The organism is Emcibacter sp. SYSU 3D8 (assembly GCF_039655875.1).
In the GTDB taxonomy this organism is placed as follows: Bacteria; Pseudomonadota; Alphaproteobacteria; order SMXS01; family SMXS01; genus RI-34.
This window is the reverse complement of record NZ_JBBYXK010000004.1, coordinates 94489-113077: the sequence shown is the minus strand read 5'-3', so window position 1 is coordinate 113077 and position 18589 is coordinate 94489. Positions and strand designations below refer to the sequence as shown.

General features: G+C 67.0%; 16 protein-coding genes. All 16 read right to left on the bottom strand.

The window, feature by feature from the left end:
* Positions 1 to 99: 99 nt before the first annotated feature.
* Genes ftsZ through WJU21_RS14420 form a run of 16 tightly spaced genes read right to left on the bottom strand, consistent with a single transcriptional unit; the run spans position 100 to position 18511 of the window.
* Positions 100 to 1761 (bottom strand): cell division protein FtsZ, encoded by a 1662-nt coding sequence (gene ftsZ, locus WJU21_RS14495; RefSeq protein ID WP_346324165.1) that lies wholly within the window; start codon positions 1759 to 1761, stop codon positions 100 to 102.
* A gap of 31 nt (positions 1762 to 1792) precedes the next feature.
* Positions 1793 to 3046, bottom strand: a complete 1254-nt coding sequence (gene ftsA / locus WJU21_RS14490) for a cell division protein FtsA (RefSeq protein WP_346324164.1) — start codon at positions 3044 to 3046, stop codon at positions 1793 to 1795.
* A 13-nt stretch (positions 3047 to 3059) separates the two neighbouring features.
* Positions 3060 to 4019, bottom strand: a complete 960-nt coding sequence (locus WJU21_RS14485; protein WP_346324163.1) for a cell division protein FtsQ/DivIB — start codon at positions 4017 to 4019, stop codon at positions 3060 to 3062.
* On the bottom strand, positions 4007 to 4927 hold the full coding sequence (locus WJU21_RS14480) for a D-alanine--D-alanine ligase (protein WP_346324162.1): 921 nt from the start codon (positions 4925 to 4927) through the stop codon (positions 4007 to 4009). The genes WJU21_RS14485 and WJU21_RS14480 overlap by 13 nt, the downstream gene beginning before the upstream one ends.
* On the bottom strand, positions 4924 to 5865 hold the full coding sequence (gene murB / locus WJU21_RS14475) for a UDP-N-acetylmuramate dehydrogenase (RefSeq protein WP_346324454.1): 942 nt from the start codon (positions 5863 to 5865) through the stop codon (positions 4924 to 4926). Before murB ends, WJU21_RS14480 begins: the two co-directional genes overlap by 4 nt.
* Positions 5865 to 7277: a UDP-N-acetylmuramate--L-alanine ligase gene (gene murC, locus WJU21_RS14470; RefSeq protein WP_346324161.1), complete on the bottom strand. Its 1413-nt coding sequence runs from the start codon at positions 7275 to 7277 to the stop codon at positions 5865 to 5867. Before murC ends, murB begins: the two co-directional genes overlap by 1 nt.
* Positions 7274 to 8443 (bottom strand): undecaprenyldiphospho-muramoylpentapeptide beta-N-acetylglucosaminyltransferase, encoded by a 1170-nt coding sequence (gene murG, locus WJU21_RS14465; protein ID WP_346324160.1) that lies wholly within the window; start codon positions 8441 to 8443, stop codon positions 7274 to 7276. The genes murC and murG overlap by 4 nt, the downstream gene beginning before the upstream one ends.
* Entirely contained in the window at positions 8440 to 9573 is a 1134-nt protein-coding gene (locus tag WJU21_RS14460) for a putative peptidoglycan glycosyltransferase FtsW (RefSeq protein ID WP_346324159.1), read from the bottom strand. The genes murG and WJU21_RS14460 overlap by 4 nt, the downstream gene beginning before the upstream one ends.
* On the bottom strand, positions 9570 to 10952 hold the full coding sequence (gene murD, locus WJU21_RS14455; RefSeq protein ID WP_346324158.1) for a UDP-N-acetylmuramoyl-L-alanine--D-glutamate ligase: 1383 nt from the start codon (positions 10950 to 10952) through the stop codon (positions 9570 to 9572). The genes WJU21_RS14460 and murD overlap by 4 nt, the downstream gene beginning before the upstream one ends.
* Before the next feature lie 7 nt (positions 10953 to 10959).
* Positions 10960 to 12051 carry a phospho-N-acetylmuramoyl-pentapeptide-transferase gene (gene mraY, locus WJU21_RS14450; RefSeq protein ID WP_346324157.1) on the bottom strand — a complete coding sequence of 364 codons (1092 nt, stop codon included), beginning with the start codon at positions 12049 to 12051 and terminating at the stop codon, positions 10960 to 10962.
* 11 nt (positions 12052 to 12062) lie between these two features.
* Positions 12063 to 13484, bottom strand: coding sequence for a UDP-N-acetylmuramoyl-tripeptide--D-alanyl-D-alanine ligase (murF, locus tag WJU21_RS14445; protein ID WP_346324156.1), 1422 nt, complete (start codon positions 13482 to 13484; stop codon positions 12063 to 12065).
* Positions 13477 to 14922: a UDP-N-acetylmuramoyl-L-alanyl-D-glutamate--2,6-diaminopimelate ligase gene (locus WJU21_RS14440; protein ID WP_346324155.1), complete on the bottom strand. Its 1446-nt coding sequence runs from the start codon at positions 14920 to 14922 to the stop codon at positions 13477 to 13479. Before WJU21_RS14440 ends, murF begins: the two co-directional genes overlap by 8 nt.
* Complete coding sequence (locus WJU21_RS14435; RefSeq protein WP_346324154.1) at positions 14919 to 16607, bottom strand: penicillin-binding protein 2; 1689 nt, start codon at positions 16605 to 16607, stop codon at positions 14919 to 14921. The genes WJU21_RS14440 and WJU21_RS14435 overlap by 4 nt, the downstream gene beginning before the upstream one ends.
* On the bottom strand, positions 16604 to 17077 hold the full coding sequence (locus WJU21_RS14430; RefSeq protein ID WP_346324153.1) for a hypothetical protein: 474 nt from the start codon (positions 17075 to 17077) through the stop codon (positions 16604 to 16606). The genes WJU21_RS14435 and WJU21_RS14430 overlap by 4 nt, the downstream gene beginning before the upstream one ends.
* Positions 17074 to 18054: a 16S rRNA (cytosine(1402)-N(4))-methyltransferase RsmH gene (gene rsmH / locus WJU21_RS14425; RefSeq protein ID WP_346324152.1), complete on the bottom strand. Its 981-nt coding sequence runs from the start codon at positions 18052 to 18054 to the stop codon at positions 17074 to 17076. The genes WJU21_RS14430 and rsmH overlap by 4 nt, the downstream gene beginning before the upstream one ends.
* Positions 18047 to 18511: a division/cell wall cluster transcriptional repressor MraZ gene (locus tag WJU21_RS14420; RefSeq protein ID WP_346324151.1), complete on the bottom strand. Its 465-nt coding sequence runs from the start codon at positions 18509 to 18511 to the stop codon at positions 18047 to 18049. The genes rsmH and WJU21_RS14420 overlap by 8 nt, the downstream gene beginning before the upstream one ends.
* Between the last annotated feature and the right edge of the window lie 78 nt (positions 18512 to 18589).

The following is an 18589-nucleotide window of genomic DNA, read 5'->3' as shown; positions in this document are numbered from 1 at the left end:
ATCCGCGAAGACGCGCATTCTAAGGAGCCTAGAAGGAGATAAGCAAGCCATCCGATGTCTGCCGGTCCTTGTTTGCCCGGAACAGGTTTTCATCATTTCTCAGTTCGCCTGCCGGCGCAGGAAGGCCGGGATGTCGATCTGGTCCTCGGTACCCGTTCCTGACGCCGCCTCGGTCCGCGGCCCCGCATTGCGCAGGGTCATGGGGGCTTCCTCGCGAGTCAGGCGCGGACCGCTCCTGTCAGCGACCGTTTCCGGCTTCTTGCCACGGCCGGTCATCCGCTCGAACAGGCTGGGCTTGGACGGTGCGGGGGTGGCACCGTTGGCCATGGCCGCTTCGGCGAAAGGATCGGGACGTGCGTTCACGCGGGTCTCGGCGACAGGGGCCCGCTCCGGCTCCATCGGCTTCGGCGGCGCGAAGAACGCGTCGGCGTCACGGGGCGAGGGACGGACCGGTATCTCGGCGCTGGCGGCCTCGCGGGCCGGCGCGATGAAATCCGCCGGGCTCGATGTGACCGGGCCGGCGGTTTCCTCGGAGACCATGTCGGCGACGTCGAGCGTCAGCAGCTCTTCGGCGTCCTCCATGGTTTCGGCGACCGGTGACGCCTCGGCAGTCATCGGCGACACCAGCGGCGCGGCCGACATGGCGGCGGGCATCGCCGGCGCAGCGGCGGCCCGTCCCGGCTGGTGCAGCACGGCTGCGGTCGCGGCGCCGCCGGCATAGCCGGTGCCGGTCCGCGGCTGGGCCGGGATGCTGGGGAACGACATCACCGTGGTGGTCGAGGCGCGCGTGGCGTTTTCGGCCTCGATGCCCGTGGCGAACACCGACACGCGCATCTTGCCGTTCATGGCCTCGCTGAAGGTCGAGCCGACGATGATGTTGGCATCCGGATCCACTTCGCTGCGGATACGGTTGGCCGCCTCGTCGACCTCGAACAGGGTCAGGTCCAGGCCGCCGGTGATGTTGATGAGCACGCCGTGGGCGCCCTTCATCGACACTTCATCGAGCAGCGGGTTGTTGATGGCGGCCTCGGCGGCCTCGATGGCGCGGGTGTCGCCCTCGGCTTCGCCAGTGCCCATCATCGCCTTGCCCATCTCCATCATCACCGTACGAACGTCGGCGAAATCGAGATTGATCAGGCCCGGCATGACCATCAGGTCGGTAATGCCGCGCACGCCCGAATGCAGCACGTTGTCCGCCATGTTGAAGGCGTCCGCGAAGGTGGTCTTCTCGTTCGCCAGCCGGAACAGGTTCTGATTCGGGATGATGATCAGGGTATCGACGTATTTCTGCAGTTCCTCGATGCCTTCCTCGGCGATCGTCATCCTGCGGGCGCCTTCGAACTGGAACGGCTTGGTGACGACGCCGATGGTCAAGATGCCCTGATCGCGCGCCATCCGGGCAATGACGGGGGCGGCACCGGTACCGGTGCCACCCCCCATGCCGGCCGTAATAAACGCCATGTGGGCGCCGGCGAGCGGCTCCCGCAAATGATCGATGGCTTCCTGCGCGGCGGCAGCGCCAATGTCGGGGCGAGCGCCCGCGCCCAGGCCCTGCGTGATCTGCACGCCAAGCTGGATGCGACGTTCGCAGAGCGAGTTACCGAGCGCCTGGGCGTCGGTGTTGGCAACGACAAACTCGACGCCTTCCAGCTTCGAGCGAATCATGTTGTTGACGGCATTGCCGCCGGCGCCACCGACGCCGACGACGAGAATCTTGGGGCGAAGCTCGGTTATCGCCGGTGTACTCAAAGATATCGCCATTTTCGGTCTCCTTGGGCTGGGGAAAGCCCGGTTAGAAGTTCTCGCGGATCCATTGGCTTACGCGGGCCATGGTGCTTCTGGACTCCTGTGGAGCCAGCATGGTGGTCGTGGTCATCATGCCCTTGCGGACAAACCCCTGTGCCGCGTAGGCCAACAAACCTGCACAGGTGGCAAAAGCGGGTCCGACGGTTGCCTCGGCGAGCCCATCCACGCGCAGCGGACGGCCCAGGCGGACCTGTTTATCGAGAATTCGGGTGGCGAGTTCGCGCGCGCCCTGCAGCTGGCTGCCGCCGCCGGTCAGCACGACCCTCTTGCCGGCAACCTGGTCGAAGCCCGACGAGATCAGCCGCTCGTGCACCGCCTCGAAGATCTCCTCGACGCGGGGCTGGATAATGCCGGTCAGCATGGAACGGGGCACGCTCTGGGTGTGATCGCCCTCGAATTCGCCCATCTGCGAGACGCTGATCATCTCGCGGTCGTCTGACGACCCGCGCAGCGCGCTGCCGTGCAGCGTTTTCAGCCGCTCGGCGTCCACGATCGGCGTGAGGAGGCCGCGGGCGATATCGTTGGTGATGTGCTGCCCGCCAATGGGAACCACGTCGGTGTAGACCAGCGCATCGTCCATAAAGACGGCGATCGTCGTGGTGCCGCCGCCCATGTCGATGACGGTGACGCCCATCTGGCGCTCGTCCTCGACCAGCGCGGCCAGGCCCGACGCATAGGGCGACACGCACAATCCCGCGATGCCCAGATGGCCGCGCTCCATGCAGAGCTGGAGATTGCGCAGCGGACCGCTGGCTGCCGTCACCACATGAATGTCCACGCCGAGCCGGTCGCCATACATGCCGCGCGGGTCGCGGATGCCGCGCGAGCCGTCGATGGCATAGGTGACCGGGATGGTGTGCAGCACTTCACGCTCGAGCAGCTCGGCCTTGCGGCGGGCCTCGTCGAGGGCATGGCGGATGTCGCTCTCGCCCACCTGGTGGCCGGCGATCTTCACCTCGACATGAATGGCCTCTGAGTTCGGAAAACCGCTGGAGACGTTCACGAATGCGCGGCGGATGGTCTCGCCGGACATGCGCTCGGCGGCATCGGCGGCGGCGCGGACCGACGATTCCACGGCCTCGATATCAACCACCGCGCCGCAGCGCATTCCCTCGGAGACCTGATGCCCGATGCCTTCGACCTTGATGCGGCCGTCATCGCCGACGCGCGCGATGAAGCAACAGATCTTCGTCGACCCGATATCCAGTGCAGCGACCAATCCACCTTTACCCGACGACATCCGTTGTGCCTCCCTAGCCTTTACCGTTGTTCTTGAGCGCCTTGGCCGCCTTTGCGGCCGCGGCTTCCGCGTCCCGTCGCGCCTGTGCCGCCTCCGGCGTCAGGCGAACCGTGGTCCGGTCCCCAAGCCGCATGTCGACGGAGACGATGTCGCGCTCCAGAATTCCCTTGGCGCCTTCGACCGCAGCCAGCCGGTGCCACGCGGCATCCGCGCCGTATTCCGGCAGCCGGACGATGGAGCCATTGTCGAAGTGCAGATCCCAGCGCCGGTCGCCGACCCGGACCGCCGCCTTGACCCGGGCCGACAGCGCCGGCTCGCTGTCCATGATGTCGAACAGGGCCTTGGCGTGCTTCGGCGCGCCTTCGCCCACGACCAGCGGCAATTTGGCGAAGTGAACCAGATCCTTCTGGGTAATCTCGACGCCTTCGCGGTCGATGAGGCGCAGCTTCCGCTTCTGCTGCCAGAACGCGTAGGGCACCCGCTCGGATACGGCGATCTGGATGGTGCCGGGCAGGATGCGCGATACCCGCGCGGCCCGGACCCATCCCACCGATTCGACGCGCTCGCGCACCACGTCCAGATCGATGTCGCCGAGCTTCTGGCCATCCTCGACGCCCGAGGCGATGATGATCTCTTCCGGCTCCAGGCTGTTGATGCCGGAGACGTCGATATGATTGACCGTCAGGCCCGACAGGTCGGAAATGCTGGGCACCATCTCGGGCGCGGCATCGGCCATGGCCGTGAACGTACCGGCCAGCCACATCCACAAGCCGCCGACCACGACGACGACGCTGCCGGAGATCGCGCCGATCCGGCGGATGCGCTGCATCCGGCGGCGGTGAATGAACGAGGCGGCCTGCGCCTCGCGGTCGGTCATGGCCCGCCGTCCAGCGCGCTTCTGCTTGCCGCCGCGCTTGGCGGCCGCGTTGTCGCGGGCGCCGGGCATGACGCGTCCGGGGTTCAGCGGCGACATGACGCGTCCTCCACCATCCAGACGACCAGGTCTTCGAACGAAATGCCTTCGTAGGCGGCCATCTCCGGCACCAGCGACAGCGGCGTCATGCCGGGCTGGGTGTTGACTTCCAGCAGGATCAGTTCGCCGGCGCCGCCGCTGGTATCGTCAAAGCGGAAGTCTGCCCGGCTGACGCCGCGGCAACCCAGCGCCCGGTGCGCCGACAATGCCAGGTGGCGGACCCGCTCGTAGATCTCGGGATCGACCGGCGCCGGAATCAGGTGCTCTGTCAGGCCCTCGCTGTACTTTGCCTCATAGTCGTAGAACCCGCGCTTGGGCCGCAGTTCGGTGACCCCGGTCGTCGCCCGGTCGCCGATCACCGCACAGGTCAATTCACGGCCGGCGATGTACCGCTCGACCATCACCTCGGTATTCTGCTGCCAGGGCCCCTCCACATCCGGGCTGAACGTATTGTCGCCGGGATGCAGGATGACGACGCCGACGCTCGATCCCTCGTCGACCGGCTTCACCACATAGGGCCGCGGCAGGGGATCGGCCTTGAACAGATCCTCCGAGGCGACGACCCGGTCTTCGGTCACCGGCACGCCGGCGGCGGCGCAGACCCGTTTCGCCATGGGCTTGTTCATGGCGACGGCCGAGGCCATGACGCCCGAATGGGTATAGGGAATCTCGAGCACCTCGAGGATGCCCTGGACGCAGCCATCCTCGCCCCAACGGCCATGCAGCGCATTGAACGCCACGTCGGGCTTCAGCTCGGCCAGCTTCTGCGCCAGGTCGTGACCCGCGTCGATTTCGGTGACACGGTAGCCCCGTGCGGCGAGCGCCCTGGCCGCCGCGCTGCCCGATACCAGCGATACGTCACGTTCGGCGGACCAACCGCCCTTGATCACCGCCACATGAGGCTTCATGAGGCGCCTCCCTGCAGCGGCGTCCCGGACGGCACGCCAATCCGCATGATTTCCCATTCCAGGCTGACGCCGGAATTTTCGAGGACCCGGCGGCGCACGTCCTCGCCCAGCGCCTCGATGTCGCGGGCGGTCGCATCGCCGGTATTGATGATGAAGTTGCAATGGAGCTCGGACATCTGCGCGCCGCCGACGCGGATACCCCGGCAGCCGGCGGCGTCGATCAGCTGCCATGCCTTCTGGCCCGGCGGGTTTTTGAAGGTGCTGCCGCCGGTGCGCGACTTGGGCTGGGTGGCGCCGCGCTGGTCGGAGATGTCTTCCATGCGCCGTGCGATGGCGGCCGGCTCGTCGGGCGTGCCGCGCAAGGTCGCCGACGTAATGATCCAGCCCTCGGGCAAGGCGCTGTGGCGATAGGTGAACGCCAGGTCGAAGCCGGTCAGCACATGGCATCCGCCGTCGGGCGCCAAGGCGATCGCCTCGGTCAGCACATCGGCCATTTCCCTGCCGTAGGCGCCGGCATTCATCTTCACCGCGCCGCCGATGGTGCCGGGAACGCCGCGCAGGAACTCAAGCCCGGCAAGGCCCGCGTCGCGGGCGGCGAGCGCCACGTTGACATCGGGTGTCGAGGCCCCTGCGGTAACCAGGGTGCCGGAAACACCAACCTTGGCGAACGCACGGCTAAGACGGATGACGACGCCCGGCACGCCGCCGTCCCGCACCAGCAGGTTGGAGCCCACGCCGATGATGGTGATCGGCACGTCGGCCGGCCGCCCCGCCAGGAACGTACCCAGATCATCCTCGTCGGCCGGACGGAACACAACTTCGGCCGGACCGCCGACACGGAACCAGGTGAGACCGGCCAGCGGCACATTTTCCTCGTAGACGCCGCGCACCACGGGCAGGCGATCGATCAGGCTGTCGCGCTTGAGGGCAGCCGCCATCATGCCGCCCCTCCTTGCAGCCGCTTGGGCAGCGCGTTGGCCCAGGCCGAGATGTTGCCTGCGCCCATGCACACCACCACGTCGCCCGGCGCCGCGAGCGCGGCGACGATCGAGGCCAGTTCGGCCTCGCCCACGATGTGGCGCACATCGCGGTGCCCGCGGGCGCGGATGCCTTCGGCCAGTTCCTTGCCGCCGAACCCCTCGATCGGCTGTTCGCCGGCCGGATAGACGTCGGTGATGACCACCGAGTCTGCGTCGTTGAAGCAGGTGGAAAAGCCTTCGAACAGGTTCTGCAGGCGGGAGTAGCGGTGGGGCTGCACGATGGCGATCACCCGGCCGCGATAGGCCTCGCGCGCGGCCGCGAGAACCGCCGCGATCTCTACCGGATGGTGGCCGTAATCGTCGATGATGGTATAGCCGCCGACCTCGGCGACCTTGGTGAAGCGGCGCCCGACGCCTTCGAACTTGGAAAACGCGGTGCGGACCGACTCATCGGACAGGCCGAGGATCATGGCGGCCGATACGGCGGCCAGCGAATTGACCACGTTGTGGCGTCCTGGCATGGGCAGGCTGAGGCCGTCGATGCGCCGCGTCTCGTTCTTCTTGCGGTCGGCGATCTCCACATCGAAATGGGCGACGCCCTCGGTATAGGACACGTTGCGGGCCCGGACGTCGGCCTGAGCACTCATCCCATAGGTCACGACACGCCGGTCGGAGATACGGCCCACAAGGGTCTGCACCTCGGGATGGTCGATACACAGGATGGCGCTGCCATAGAACGGCGTGCGTTCGACAAATTGCTTGAAGGCGTCGCGCAGCGCATCGAAGGTGCCATAATACTCCATGTGCTCGGGGTCGATGTTGGTGACGACCGCGAGCATGGCCGGCAGCTTGATGAACGTACCGTCGGACTCGTCGGCCTCGACCACCATCCACTCGCCCTCGCCCAGGCGCGCATTGGTGCCGTAGGCGTTGATGATTCCGCCGTTGATCACGGTGGGATCCAGCGCGGCGGCGTCGAGGACGGCCGCGATCATCGAGGTGGTCGTGGTCTTGCCATGAGTGCCGGCGATCGAGATGCACCACTTCAGGCGCATCAACTCGGCCAGCATCTCGGCACGGCGCACGACCGGGATCAGGTTGGCGCGAGCGGCGACCACTTCCGGGTTATCGCCTTTCACGGCGCTGGAGATCACCACCACGCTGGCGTCGGCGATGTTGCCGGCGGCATGTCCGATGGCGATGTCGATGCCAATGCCGCGAAGCCGCTTCACATTGGCGTTTTCCGACAGATCGGACCCGCGCACGCTGTAGCCCAGGTTGCGCATCACCTCGGCAATGCCACTCATGCCGATGCCGCCGATCCCGACGAAATGGATCGTGCCGATGTCGAATGGCAATGGCTTCCTCATGCCACCCTCCATTCGCGCGCCAGATTATCGGTACCCGGCGGCTGTTCGGCGGTCGAAGCGGCGCGGCTGTCCAGCCGCTGGTTGGCCAACTCGAGCACCAGGTCCGCCAGCCTCTCGGCGGCGTCGAGCGTGGCCCGGCCACGCGCGGCGGCGGACGCAACCGCAAGCGCATCCGGATTGCGCACAAGGGCCTCGATTCGATCGGAGACGGTCTCGGCGGTGAAGCCGGGCTGCGGGATGACCCAGGCGCCGCCGGATGCGGCCAGCGACGCAGCGTTGGCCGTCTGGTGGTCGTCCATGGCGCCCGGCAGCGGCACCAGAATGGAGGGCCGGCCGGTCACTTCCAGCTCGCTGATGGTGGAGGCGCCGGCACGGGCGATGACGATGTGGCTCTCGACGAGGCGGGCAGCCACATCGGTGAAGAACGGCGCCAGTTCGCTGGAAATCGACTGGCGGGCGTAGAGATCGCGCACGCTATCGATGTCCTCGGGGCGGCATTGCTGGGTCACCTGCAGCCGCGCGCGAATCTCCTCCGGCAGCCGCGCCAGCGCGGGCGGCACCACCTCGCTCAGGACCGAGGCGCCCTGGCTGCCGCCAAGCACCAGCAGGCGGACGGCGCCGCCATCGCCGGGCGGCCCGTAGGGCACGCCGGCAAGCGCGACGACCTCGGCCCGCACCGGATTGCCGGTGACGACGGATTTGGCGCGGTGTCCTTCAGCGAGGCGCTGGGTGTCGGCGAACGACAGGGCGATGCGGTCGATGAAGCCGGCCGACAGCCGGTTGACCCGGCCGAGCACGGCATTCTGCTCATGGATGCAGGTCGGGATGCGGCGGAGACGCGCAGCGATCAGCGCGGGCAGCGTCGCATAGCCGCCAAGGCCCATCACCGCGACCGGCCGCATGTCGGCGAGCAGTTTGCGGGCGGCCGAGGTTGCGCGCACCAGGTTGACCGCGCCGGTCAACTTGTTCCGGGTGACATTGGCGGCCGGCAGGACGTGCTTGTCGATGTTGCCGAACGGCGCCGCATAGCGTTCGCCGCGGTCGTCGGTCACCAGCACGGGCTCGACACCGCGGCGCTTGAGCACCTCCGCGACGGCCAGCGCCGGGAACATGTGACCGCCGGTGCCGCCGGCGGCGAGGACGATGCGGGGAGGACGTGCGATCATATGGACAGCCTCCCCCCTGTGCCGAAGTGATTGCGCCGGGTGAAGCACAGCAGCATGCCCATGGTCATCGCCATGGAGAGCAGCGACGAGCCGCCGTAGGAGACGAACGGTAAGGTCATGCCCTTGGCGGGCATCAGCTGAATATTCACCGAGATGTTGATGATCGCCTGCATGCCGAACAGCACGATCAGGCCCGCGCTGGCGAGGAACAGGAACGGGTCCTCCTCGCGCATGACCTTGAGGAAGCCGCGCAGCACCACGAAGGCGAACACCATGACAATGATCAGGCAGGCGATCAGGCCGAATTCCTCGCCGATCACCGCGAAGATGAAGTCGGTGTGGGCGTCGGGCAGGATGCGCTTGACCACGCCCTCGCCCGGTCCCCGGCCCAGAAAGCCGCCCGCGGTGAAGGCGTCCATGGCCGTGCTGACCTGATAGGTGTCACCCGACGCGGGATCGAGGAACCGGTCGATGCGGCTCGCCACATGGGGCAGCAGAAGGTAGGCGCCGATGACCGCCGCGACGCCCGCGATGGCGAGCACGCCGATCATGAACAGCGGCAGGCCGGCAAGGAAGAACTGAGCGCCCCAGACGGTGAACATCAGGATCGCCTGGCCGAAATCCGGCTGCAGCAACAGCGTGCCCATGACGACGCAGCACAGCAGGACGGCGATCGCGCTACCCGGAAAATCCTCGTTACGCTTGCTCTGGGCGAACATCCAGGCGCTGGTGACGATGAACATGGGTTTCAGGAATTCCGACGGTTGGACCGCCATGCCGCCAAGGAACAGCCACCGCTGCGAGCCCTTGATCTCGGGCGCCAGCACCAGTGTGGACAGCGTGCACAGGTAGAACACGCCGAACAGCAGGATCGCCACGCGCCGGGTCATCACGGGAGTGAGCAGGGAGAAGCCGACCAGCAGCGCCAGTGCAATGGGTATGAAATACAGCTGGCGCAGCACGAAATGGAATGCAGGCAGGCCCAGCCCGATCGCCTTGGGCGGGCTGGCCGCCATGGCGAACAACACGCCTGCGGCCATCAGCATGATGATGGCGGACAGCAGCCAGCGGTCCACCGTCCACCACCAGCGGCCCAGTACACTGTTATCGGTGCGGCCGAAGGTGATCATGCGGAGGGCTCCCGGGCGAGCTGGGCGACAAGCGCGCGGAAGTGGTCGCCGCGCACCTCGAAATTCGGATATTGATCGAACGACGCGCAGGCGGGCGAAAGCAGCACCACCTCGCCCACGCCCGCATGGCGCGCGGCGCTGGCGACGGCCTGTTCCATAGTCCCGCAGCGCTCGTTGTCGACGCCGGCGTCGTCCAGGCTCTCGGCGAAGGCGTCCTGGGCCTCGCCGATGAGATAGGCGCGCTCGACATGGCCGAACAGCGGCTTCAGGCTGTCGATACCGCCGTCCTTGGCCTTGCCGCCGGCGATCCAGTGAACCCGGCCGAAGGCGGCGAGCGCGTGGCCGGTGGCATCGGCATTGGTCGCCTTGGAATCGTTGACGAAGCGCACGCCGTTCGCCGTGCCGACATATTCCAGCCGGTGCGCCAGTCCCGGGAAACTGCGCAGCCCCGCTTCGATGGCAGCGGTCGAGAAACCCAGCGCGCGGGCCGCGGCATAAGCCGCAGCGGCGTTCTGCCAATTGTGCCGGCCGCGCAGACTTTCGATGCCGTCGAGGGACAGGACCGGCTGCGGCGAGATGGCCGCATCAAAAAACACGGCATCCTCTACCGAGACGCCCGTATCCGAGCGGCCCATGACCGTCACCGGCGTCACCGCGCGGCCGGACGCCCTCAGACGGTCGGCGGCCTCGCGTCCGTAGTCGTCGTCGACGCCGATGATCGCCGCGCCGCCAGGCGCCTGCCAATCGAAGATGCGGCGCTTGATCGCGGCATAGTTCACCATGCCGCCATGCCGGTCCAGGTGATCGGGTGACGTGTTGAGCAGGATCGCCACTTCCGGCCGCAGGTTGAATGTCAGGTCGATCTGGTAGGACGACATCTCGATGACATAGACGCCGCCCGACGGCAGCGGCTCGAGGTCCAGGATCGGCGTGCCGATATTGCCGCAGGCGACCGATGCGCGGCCGCAGGCCTCGACCAGATGGGCCAGCAGGGCGGTGGTCGTCGACTTGCCGTTGGTGCCGGTGATCACGGCCACGCTGTGCCGCGGCAGCGTCGGCTCAGCCTGGGCGAACAGGTCGATGTCGCCGATGATCGGCAGGCCGGCCGCGAGCGCCGACGCAACGACCGGATGGGGAACGGGATGGGTCAGCGGCACGCCGGGGCTAAGCACGAGCGCAGCCTGGCGGCTCCAGTCCAACTCGGCCGACGGCACCAGCGCCACACCCGCCGCAGCGGCGATATCCCGGCTTTTCGGATTGTCGTCCCACGCCGTCACCGCAGCGCCGCCGGCCGCCAGCGCCCGCGCCGCGGCGATGCCGCTGCGTGCGAGACCGAAAACGGCTACGGGCCTGTCCTGATATGATGTGACGGGGATCATGGTGCCGCTACCTCAGCTTCAGGGTCGAGAGGCCGATGAGCGCGAGCACCAGGGAGATGATCCAGAATCGCACCACGATGGTGGATTCGGCCCAGCCTTTCTGCTCGTAGTGATGGTGCAGCGGGGCCATGCGGAACACCCGCTTGCCGGTGGTCTTGAACGAGATCACCTGGACGATGACCGACACGGTCTCCAGCACGAACAGGCCGCCGACGATGACCAGCACAAGCTCGTGCTTGATGATCACGGCGACCGCGCCCAGCGCGCCGCCAAGCGCAAGGCTGCCCGTGTCGCCCATGAACACCATGGCGGGTGGCGCGTTGAACCACAGGAAGCCCAGGCAGGCGCCGATCAGCGCGGCCAGGAACACCGCCAGTTCGCTGGCGCCGGGCACGTAATGGATCTGCAGATAATCGGCGAAGGTGACATAGCCGACCAGATACGCCAGCAGCGCGAAGGTCGCGGCGGCGATGATCACCGGCATGGTGGCGAGACCGTCGAGGCCGTCGGTCAGGTTGACCGCGTTCGAGGCCCCGACCATGACCAGCATGGCGAACGGCACGAAGCCGTAGATGCTGAGGTTGATCAGCACATGCTTGGCGAACGGCACGGCCACCTCGTTGGCCATGTTGGGCGTCGACAGCAGGCTGACCGCGATACCGGCCAGCCCGGCGATGGAAAACTGCAGCAGCAGTTTCATCTTGCCGGCGATGCCCTTGCTCGAACGCCGCGTGACCTTCAGGTAGTCGTCGATGAAGCCGACGCCGCCGAAGCCCAGGGTCACGAACAGGCAGATCCAGACATATTTGTTCGACAGGTCCGCCCACAGCAGCGTGCCGATCGTCAGGCCGATCAGGATCAGGAACCCGCCCATGGTCGGCGTGCCCTGCTTGGTAACAATGTGGCTTTGCGGACCGTCCTCGCGGATCGGCTGGCCCTTGCCCTGTTTCGAGCGCAGCCAGTTGATGATGCGCGGCCCGAAGACCAGGCAGATGAACAGCGCCGTCAGCACGGCGCCGCCACTGCGGAATGTGATGTAGCGAAAGACGTTGAACGCCGTGATCTCGCCGGCGAGGGGATATAGCAGGTGATACAGCATCGCTTTCCCCCTCAGCCTGCGGCACGGCGCAGCGCGGACCGGTCCTGCATGGCCAGCAGCGCGTCGACGACCCTGGAAAGCCCGATGGCGTTCGAGCCCTTCACCATGACGACATCACCCGGAACGACGATGTCGAGAACCTGCTGCAGCGCATCCTGCGCGGTGGCGCTGTCGAAGACCTGGATGCTGCTGCCCAGCCCCGATGCCATGTCCTGCATCAGCGGGCCGACCGCGACGACGATGTCGACGCCAGCATCCCGCAGCGGCTGGCGAAGCGCCTCGTGCAATGCCGGCCCCTGTTCGCCCAGCTCGCGCATGTCGCCAAGCACGGCGATGCGGCGCGCGCGGCGGCCGGGAACGCTTTGCCCCAGACCCTTGATGGCCGCGAGCATGGCCACCGGGCTGGCGTTATAGCTCTCATCCACCACCAGGATGTCACCATCCCGGTAATCGACCCGGTGACGCCGGCCGCGGCCGCGCGGGGGCTGCATCTCGGCGAGGGCCAGGCCGGCCAGCCCCAGATCGGCCTCGGCGGCCGATACCGTGGCCAGCACCGCCAGGCTGTTCGACAGCCAGTGGTCGCCGGGAATACCGATCTTGAAGGTGAGCAGCGTACCCATCACGTCGGCGGTGGCGGTGCTGCAATCCTCGTGCAGCCGCGCCTTGATCAGCCGCACATCGCAGTCCTCGCGGGCGCCGAACGAAATGATTCGGCTCACACCCAGTTCCGTGGCGCGGGCGGCGAGCCGCTCGAACTGGCTGTTTTCGCGATTCAGCACCACCGCCCCGCCAGGCTGCACGCCCTCGAAGATTTCCGCCTTCGCGTCGGCGACCGCCTCGAGCGAGGCAAAGAATTCCATATGCACTTCGGCGATGGTGGTCACCACGGCAACATGCGGCCGGGCGATGGCGGTCAGCGCGCTGAGTTCGCCGGCGTGATTCATGCCCATCTCGAGCACCGCATAGCGGGTCGCGGCGGGCGTGCGGGCCAGGGTCAGCGGCACGCCGATATGATTGTTGAAGCTGCGTTCGCTGGCATAGGTCGCGCCGCTCCGCGCCAGTGCCGCCGCGATGGCGGTCTTGGTGCCGGTCTTGCCGACGCTGCCGGTGACGCCAATCACCGTGCCGGCGAGCCGGTCGCGGGAGGCGGCGCCCAGCGCGGTCAGCCCCGAAAGGGTATCGCCGACGGTAACAACTGCCGTGCCGGCGGGAATGGCCCCGCCGCGCTCCACGAGCGCGCCCGATGCGCCGCGGCCGGTGGCGGCGGCGAGATAGTCGTGGCCATCCTGGTTGTCGCCCTTCAAGGCAACGAAAAGATCGCCCTGGTTGACCTCGCGGCTGTCGATGGCGACGCCGTACACGTCGAACGCCCCGCTGGCGGCGCCACCGGTCGCGGCGGCGATCTGTCCGGCGGTCCACAATGGCTCAGCCACGGGCGCCTCCCCCGGAAAGGGCCACGCGGGCGGCTTCGACATCATCGAACGGCAACACGGCCGCGCCGATGATCTGGCCCTGTTCATGGCCTTTACCGGCGATCGCCAGCACGTCCTCGGCGCCAAGGCCGCGGACGGCTTCGGCGATGGCCTCGCGACGGTCGGCGATCTCGCATGCACCAGGACACGCCGCCAGAATCTCACGCCTGATCAGCGCCGCATCCTCGCTCCGTGGATTGTCGTCGGTGACGACGACCCTGTCGGCGAGACGGCAGGCGACATCACCCATCATCGGCCGCTTGCCCTTGTCGCGGTCGCCGCCACAGCCGAACACCAGATGAAGCTTTCCCCGCGTGTAGGGACGCAATGTCTCCAGCAGGGTCTCCAGTGCATCCGGCGTATGCGCGTAATCGACATAGACAGAAGCGCCCGCCGACGTATGGCCGGCAAGCTGCAGACGGCCGGGCACCGGCTCAAGCATTTCGAGCGCCCGGATCGTATCCGCCGGGTCGCCGCCCGTGGCGATGACGAGGGCAGCCGCGACCAGCGCGTTCGACGCCTGGAAGTCGCCGATCAACGGCAGTGCAATCTGGTGGCGCTGATTTTCGAAGGCAACGACAAGTTCCTGGCCAAGTGCAGTCCGTTCGCGGGAAATGACACGCAGCGTGCCGCCGTCGCCAACGGCCATGACCTTGATGCCGCGCGCCCAGCAGATATCGACGAGTTCGTCGTAAACATGGGTTTCGGTGTTCAGCACCGCCACCGTGCCGGGCTGCAGCAACTCGCCGAAAAGCCGCAGTTTCGCGAGGAAGTAATCGTCATAGGACGCATGGTAGTCCAGGTGGTCGCGGGTCAGGTTGGTGAACGCGGCCGCCTTGAGTCTGACGCCGTCTAGCCGGTGCTGGGCGAGGCCGTGGCTGGACGCTTCCATGGCCAGGTGCTCGATCCCGGCGTTCTTCAGTTCGGCGAGGCGGGCATGGATTTCGATGGGATCGGGCGTGGTCAGTGTGGGCGCCGTCGCAAGACCGCTGGCGCGGATGCCGAGCGTGCCGATGGACGCCGAGCGCAGCCCGCCGATGACCCACAGCTGGCGGACGAAATCGGCCACCGAACTCTTGCCGTTGGTGCCGGTGATGGCGACAACCGTTTCAGGCTGCACCCCGAAAAACCGGGCGGCCATCAGCGCGAGACGCCGCCGGGGATTCGGGTCGGTGACGACGTAGATGTCCTGTTCGGCAATCTCGGCGCGCGGATCGGCAAGCACGGCCACGGCGCCCCTGGCGACCGCCTGCGAAACGAAGTCGGCACCCTGGCTGCGGGTACCGGCCAGAGCGGCGAACAGATAGCCGTCACGCACCGTGCGGCTGTCCGAGGACAGGCCCAGGATGTCGATGCGCGCTGCGTCGCCGTTGCGGTCGATGAGCTCGGAGAGTCTCAAGAGCGGACCTCCGGCTGGATGTACTGCATGATCTCCTGGGTGATCGGATGGCTCGGCGAGGCGCTCGGCGCCACGCCGAGCATTGGCGCAATGCGCTCGATCACCTTCTTGGTGGTCGGCGCTGCGGTCCAGCCCGCCGTGGCAAAGCCATAGGTCTTCTTGGTGCCGTGCGGCTCGTCGATCATGATGACGGTGACGTAGCGCGGATTGACCACGGGGAAGATCGCCGCGAAGGAGGACACCAGCGACCGCTTGCGATACCCGCCGCCACCGGCCTTCTCGGCGGTACCGGTCTTGCCGCCGACCAGGTAATGAGGCGCTTCCGCCTGCCGGCCGGTGCCCTTCTCGACCACGAGGCGCAGCAGGCCCTGCATCTTGTAGGCGGTTTCCTGGGAAACAATACGCTCGCCCTCGGGCACATAGCCTGCCGGCGTCTTCAGCACGGTCACCGGGCGGAGCTTGCCGTCGCCCGCCACCGCGGCATAGCCGGCGGCGAGCTGGAGGCCGGTGATGGAGAGACCATGGCCGAAGGCGATGGTCATCGTGTTGATCTCTCGCCACTGGGCCGGAATCAGCGGCGCGCCAACTTCCTTCAGTTCCACGTGCGGACGGTTCAGGAAGCCAAGCTTGCCGAGAAACACCTTCTGATTTTCCGTGCCGACGTCGAGGGCCATCTTCACAGTGCCGATGTTGGACGAGTACATGAAGATTTCAGGCACGCTGAGCCAGCGGTGCTTGGGATGGTCGTCATTGATGGTAAAGCGCGAGACCCGGATCGGATTGCTTGCGTCATAACCGTCCTGGAACCCCGCCTTCCCCTCGTCGATCGCCATCGCCATGGTGAAGGTCTTGAAGGTCGATCCCCATTCGAACACCGCGTGGCTCATGCGGTTGATAAGCTCGGGGTTGTTGGCGATGGTGCCCGGCTCGTTGGGATTGAAGTCAGGCAGGCTGACCATGCCGATGATCTCGCCGGTATGGATATCGAGCACCAGCCCGCCGCCGCCCAGTGCGGTGAATTCCTCGACCGCGGCGGCCACCTCGTCGCGCAGGGCGTGCTGGACGCGAATGTCGAGCGCCAGCTGCAGCGGATCGCCGCGCGGACCTTCCTTGCGCATCCTCTCGTCGAAATACCGCTCGACGCCGGCAAGCCCGCGGCCGTCCACATTGGTGTAGCCGATCATATGGGCCGCGAGGTTACCGTGCGGATAGACCCGCTCCACCTCGCGCTGGAAGCCGACGCCCGGAAGACCGAGGCGGTTGACGGCGTCATATTCGGCAGGGGTCACCTTGCGCTTGACCCAAATGAACTTGGAGGCCGAGCTGAATTTGCGCTCCAGCGTATCGGCCGAGACGCCCGGCAGAACCGAGGCCAGCTTGAGCGCCGAATCATGGGCGTTAAGCACCTTGGGGATCTGGGCGTAGACCGATACCGCCGTCAGGTCGGTGGCCAGCAGCACGCCGTTGCGGTCGATGATATCGGCACGGGGCGAGACTTCCATGCTGGCCGAGAGCACCCGCTTGTCGGTGGCTTCGCCGCTGAGCAGGCCAAGATCGACCAGGCGCAGCGAAATCGCGGCGAACGCCAGCGCGAAGACCGCCATGGCGACACGAACGCGGCCCCGCGCGTTGTCGACCGCACGCTTGCCGACCCCGTCAAATTCGATAGTGGTGATGTGCCTCACTGGACACTCTCCAGGCGCGCAGCACCGGGAGGCGTGTTCGCCACCGGCACCAGCAGCGCATCGGCGGCGGGCGGCGGAGCGGGAGGCGTGGACTGCCGGACCACCGCGGGCGGCGTGGAGGGACGGGCAATTGCGGCAGGGTTGGCGGCCTCAATGGTGTCGAGGACCGGCAGCGGCGCCAGAATCTCGTCCATGAGCTTCAGCCGCAGGTCGGCGACATTGCCTACCTGCTTCGCCACTGTCGGCTGCAGGGGGAGAAACTTCTGGGACAGCTTCTGCAGCCTGTCGGGACGGCTCAGATAGGCCCATTCCGCCTCCAGCACCTTGATGGCGCGTCGGTCCTCGTCCATCTGGGCGCGCAGGCTGTTGGCGTGGTCCTGCAGGTCCTCGACCTCGTATTTCAGGTTATAGAGGCCGTAGGAGACGACAACGAGGACGCATAGGGTGATCAGCGTAATGGATCGCTTCATGCCGCATGCCTCCCGGTATCGGGCCATGCATCGTTGGCGGTGCGGACAGCGGCGCGCAGGCGCGCCGACCTGGCCCGGGGATTTATGTCGGTCTCCGCATCCGCCGGCTTGATGGCGCTACGCGTCATCAGGGTGAAGCTGGGCGCGTGGGGGCGGGGTTCCTCCGGCAGGTGGCGCGACGTGGACGGCGCCATGCCGCCCCGCTCGCGCAGGAAGTTCTTCACGATCCGGTCTTCCAGCGAATGGAACGACACCACGGCAAGCCGGCCCTGCGGCGCCAGCAGCCGTTCAGCGGCGCGCAGCCCCATCTCCAGCTGGCCCAGTTCGTCGTTCACATGGATGCGCAGCGCCTGGAAGGTGCGGGTCGCGGGATGCATCTTGTGCGGCTGCACGCCGCCGGAGACGCGGGCGACGATGTCGGCCAATTCCAGCGTGCGGGTGATGGGCTTGGCCTTGCGGGCCGCGACAATGGCGCGGGCGATGCGGCGCGAGTGCCTTTCCTCGCCATAGAGCCAGATGATCCGGGCGATCTCGGCCTCGTCCTCGTTGTTGACCACGTCCGCCGCATCGGTCGCCTCGGACTGACGGCCAGCCATGCGCATGTCGAGCGGGCCGTCCTTCTGGAAGGAGAAGCCCCGCTCGGGGTCGTCGAGCTGCATGGAGGATACGCCCACGTCGAAGGCGACGCCCTGCACGGCGGTGACGCCGGCCCCGTTCATCAATTCCATCATGTCGCCGAAGCGGCCTTCGATGAAGGTGAAGCGGCCGGGAAATTCGGCAGCGACCGTGGCCGCGCGGGCGGCGGCGGTGGGATCGCGGTCGATGCCGTAGACGATGCTCGGCGCCGCCTCGAGGAAGCCGCGCGTGTACCCGCCCCAGCCGAAGGTGGCGTCAATGATGCTGTCTCCCGCCTGCGGCGCGATGGCATCTACCACCTCGCGCAGCATGACCGGGGCATGGCGCCGTGCATCATTCATGCGGGCCTCCGCGCCTGGCGCGGCCCAGCGAAATGGCTTTGGCGACGATGGCCGAACTCGGCTTGATCCGCGCCTCGAACTGGGCGTGCTTCTCCGGATTCCAGATCTGGAAGGAGTTGCCCCGGCCGATGAACAATACGCTGTCAGTGATTTCGGCTGATTCCATCAGATAGGCGGGAAGGATCACGCGGCCTTCGGGGTCGAACGGCAACTCGCGTGCCCGGCCCAGCAGATAGCCCAGTGCGTCGTATTCCTCGGAAAGCGGCGAATAATCGTCCATGGCCTGGGCGAGCTGGGCCATGCGGCCGCGGTCCCAGCCTTCGATGCAGGCGTGCTCGGTATGGGGGAAGGCGACGAAGCCGTTCAGATGCTCCAACTCGGCGCGGAACGGCGCGGGAACGGATACCCGCCCCTTCTTGTCCACCCTGTTTGCATATGACGACAGAAACAGCGGCACGGCCGCCCCTCACGATCTACCTGCGTTTCACACCCTTTACCCCGCTGTTGATTCGACCGACTCACCCCCGCCAGCGGC

Excerpts from the sequence above, each read along its gene's own strand:
- ftsA (WP_346324164.1), bottom strand. The coding sequence starts at position 3,046 with ATGTCGTCGGGTAAAGGTGGATTGGTCGCTGCACTGGATATCGGGTCG.
- mraY (WP_346324157.1), bottom strand. The coding sequence starts at position 12,051 with ATGCTGTATCACCTGCTATATCCCCTCGCCGGCGAGATCACGGCGTTC.
- ftsZ (WP_346324165.1), bottom strand. The coding sequence starts at position 1,761 with ATGGCGATATCTTTGAGTACACCGGCGATAACCGAGCTTCGCCCCAAG.
- WJU21_RS14460 (WP_346324159.1), bottom strand. The coding sequence starts at position 9,573 with ATGATCACCTTCGGCCGCACCGATAACAGTGTACTGGGCCGCTGGTGG.
- WJU21_RS14430 (WP_346324153.1), bottom strand. The coding sequence starts at position 17,077 with ATGAAGCGATCCATTACGCTGATCACCCTATGCGTCCTCGTTGTCGTC.
- murC (WP_346324161.1), bottom strand. The coding sequence starts at position 7,277 with ATGAGGAAGCCATTGCCATTCGACATCGGCACGATCCATTTCGTCGGG.
- WJU21_RS14480 (WP_346324162.1), bottom strand. The coding sequence starts at position 4,927 with ATGAAGCCTCATGTGGCGGTGATCAAGGGCGGTTGGTCCGCCGAACGT.
- murG (WP_346324160.1), bottom strand. The coding sequence starts at position 8,443 with ATGATCGCACGTCCTCCCCGCATCGTCCTCGCCGCCGGCGGCACCGGC.
- WJU21_RS14485 (WP_346324163.1), bottom strand. The coding sequence starts at position 4,019 with ATGTCGCCGCTGAACCCCGGACGCGTCATGCCCGGCGCCCGCGACAAC.
- rsmH (WP_346324152.1), bottom strand. The coding sequence starts at position 18,054 with ATGAATGATGCACGGCGCCATGCCCCGGTCATGCTGCGCGAGGTGGTA.
- murD (WP_346324158.1), bottom strand. The coding sequence starts at position 10,952 with ATGATCCCCGTCACATCATATCAGGACAGGCCCGTAGCCGTTTTCGGT.
- murB (WP_346324454.1), bottom strand. The coding sequence starts at position 5,865 with ATGGCGGCTGCCCTCAAGCGCGACAGCCTGATCGATCGCCTGCCCGTG.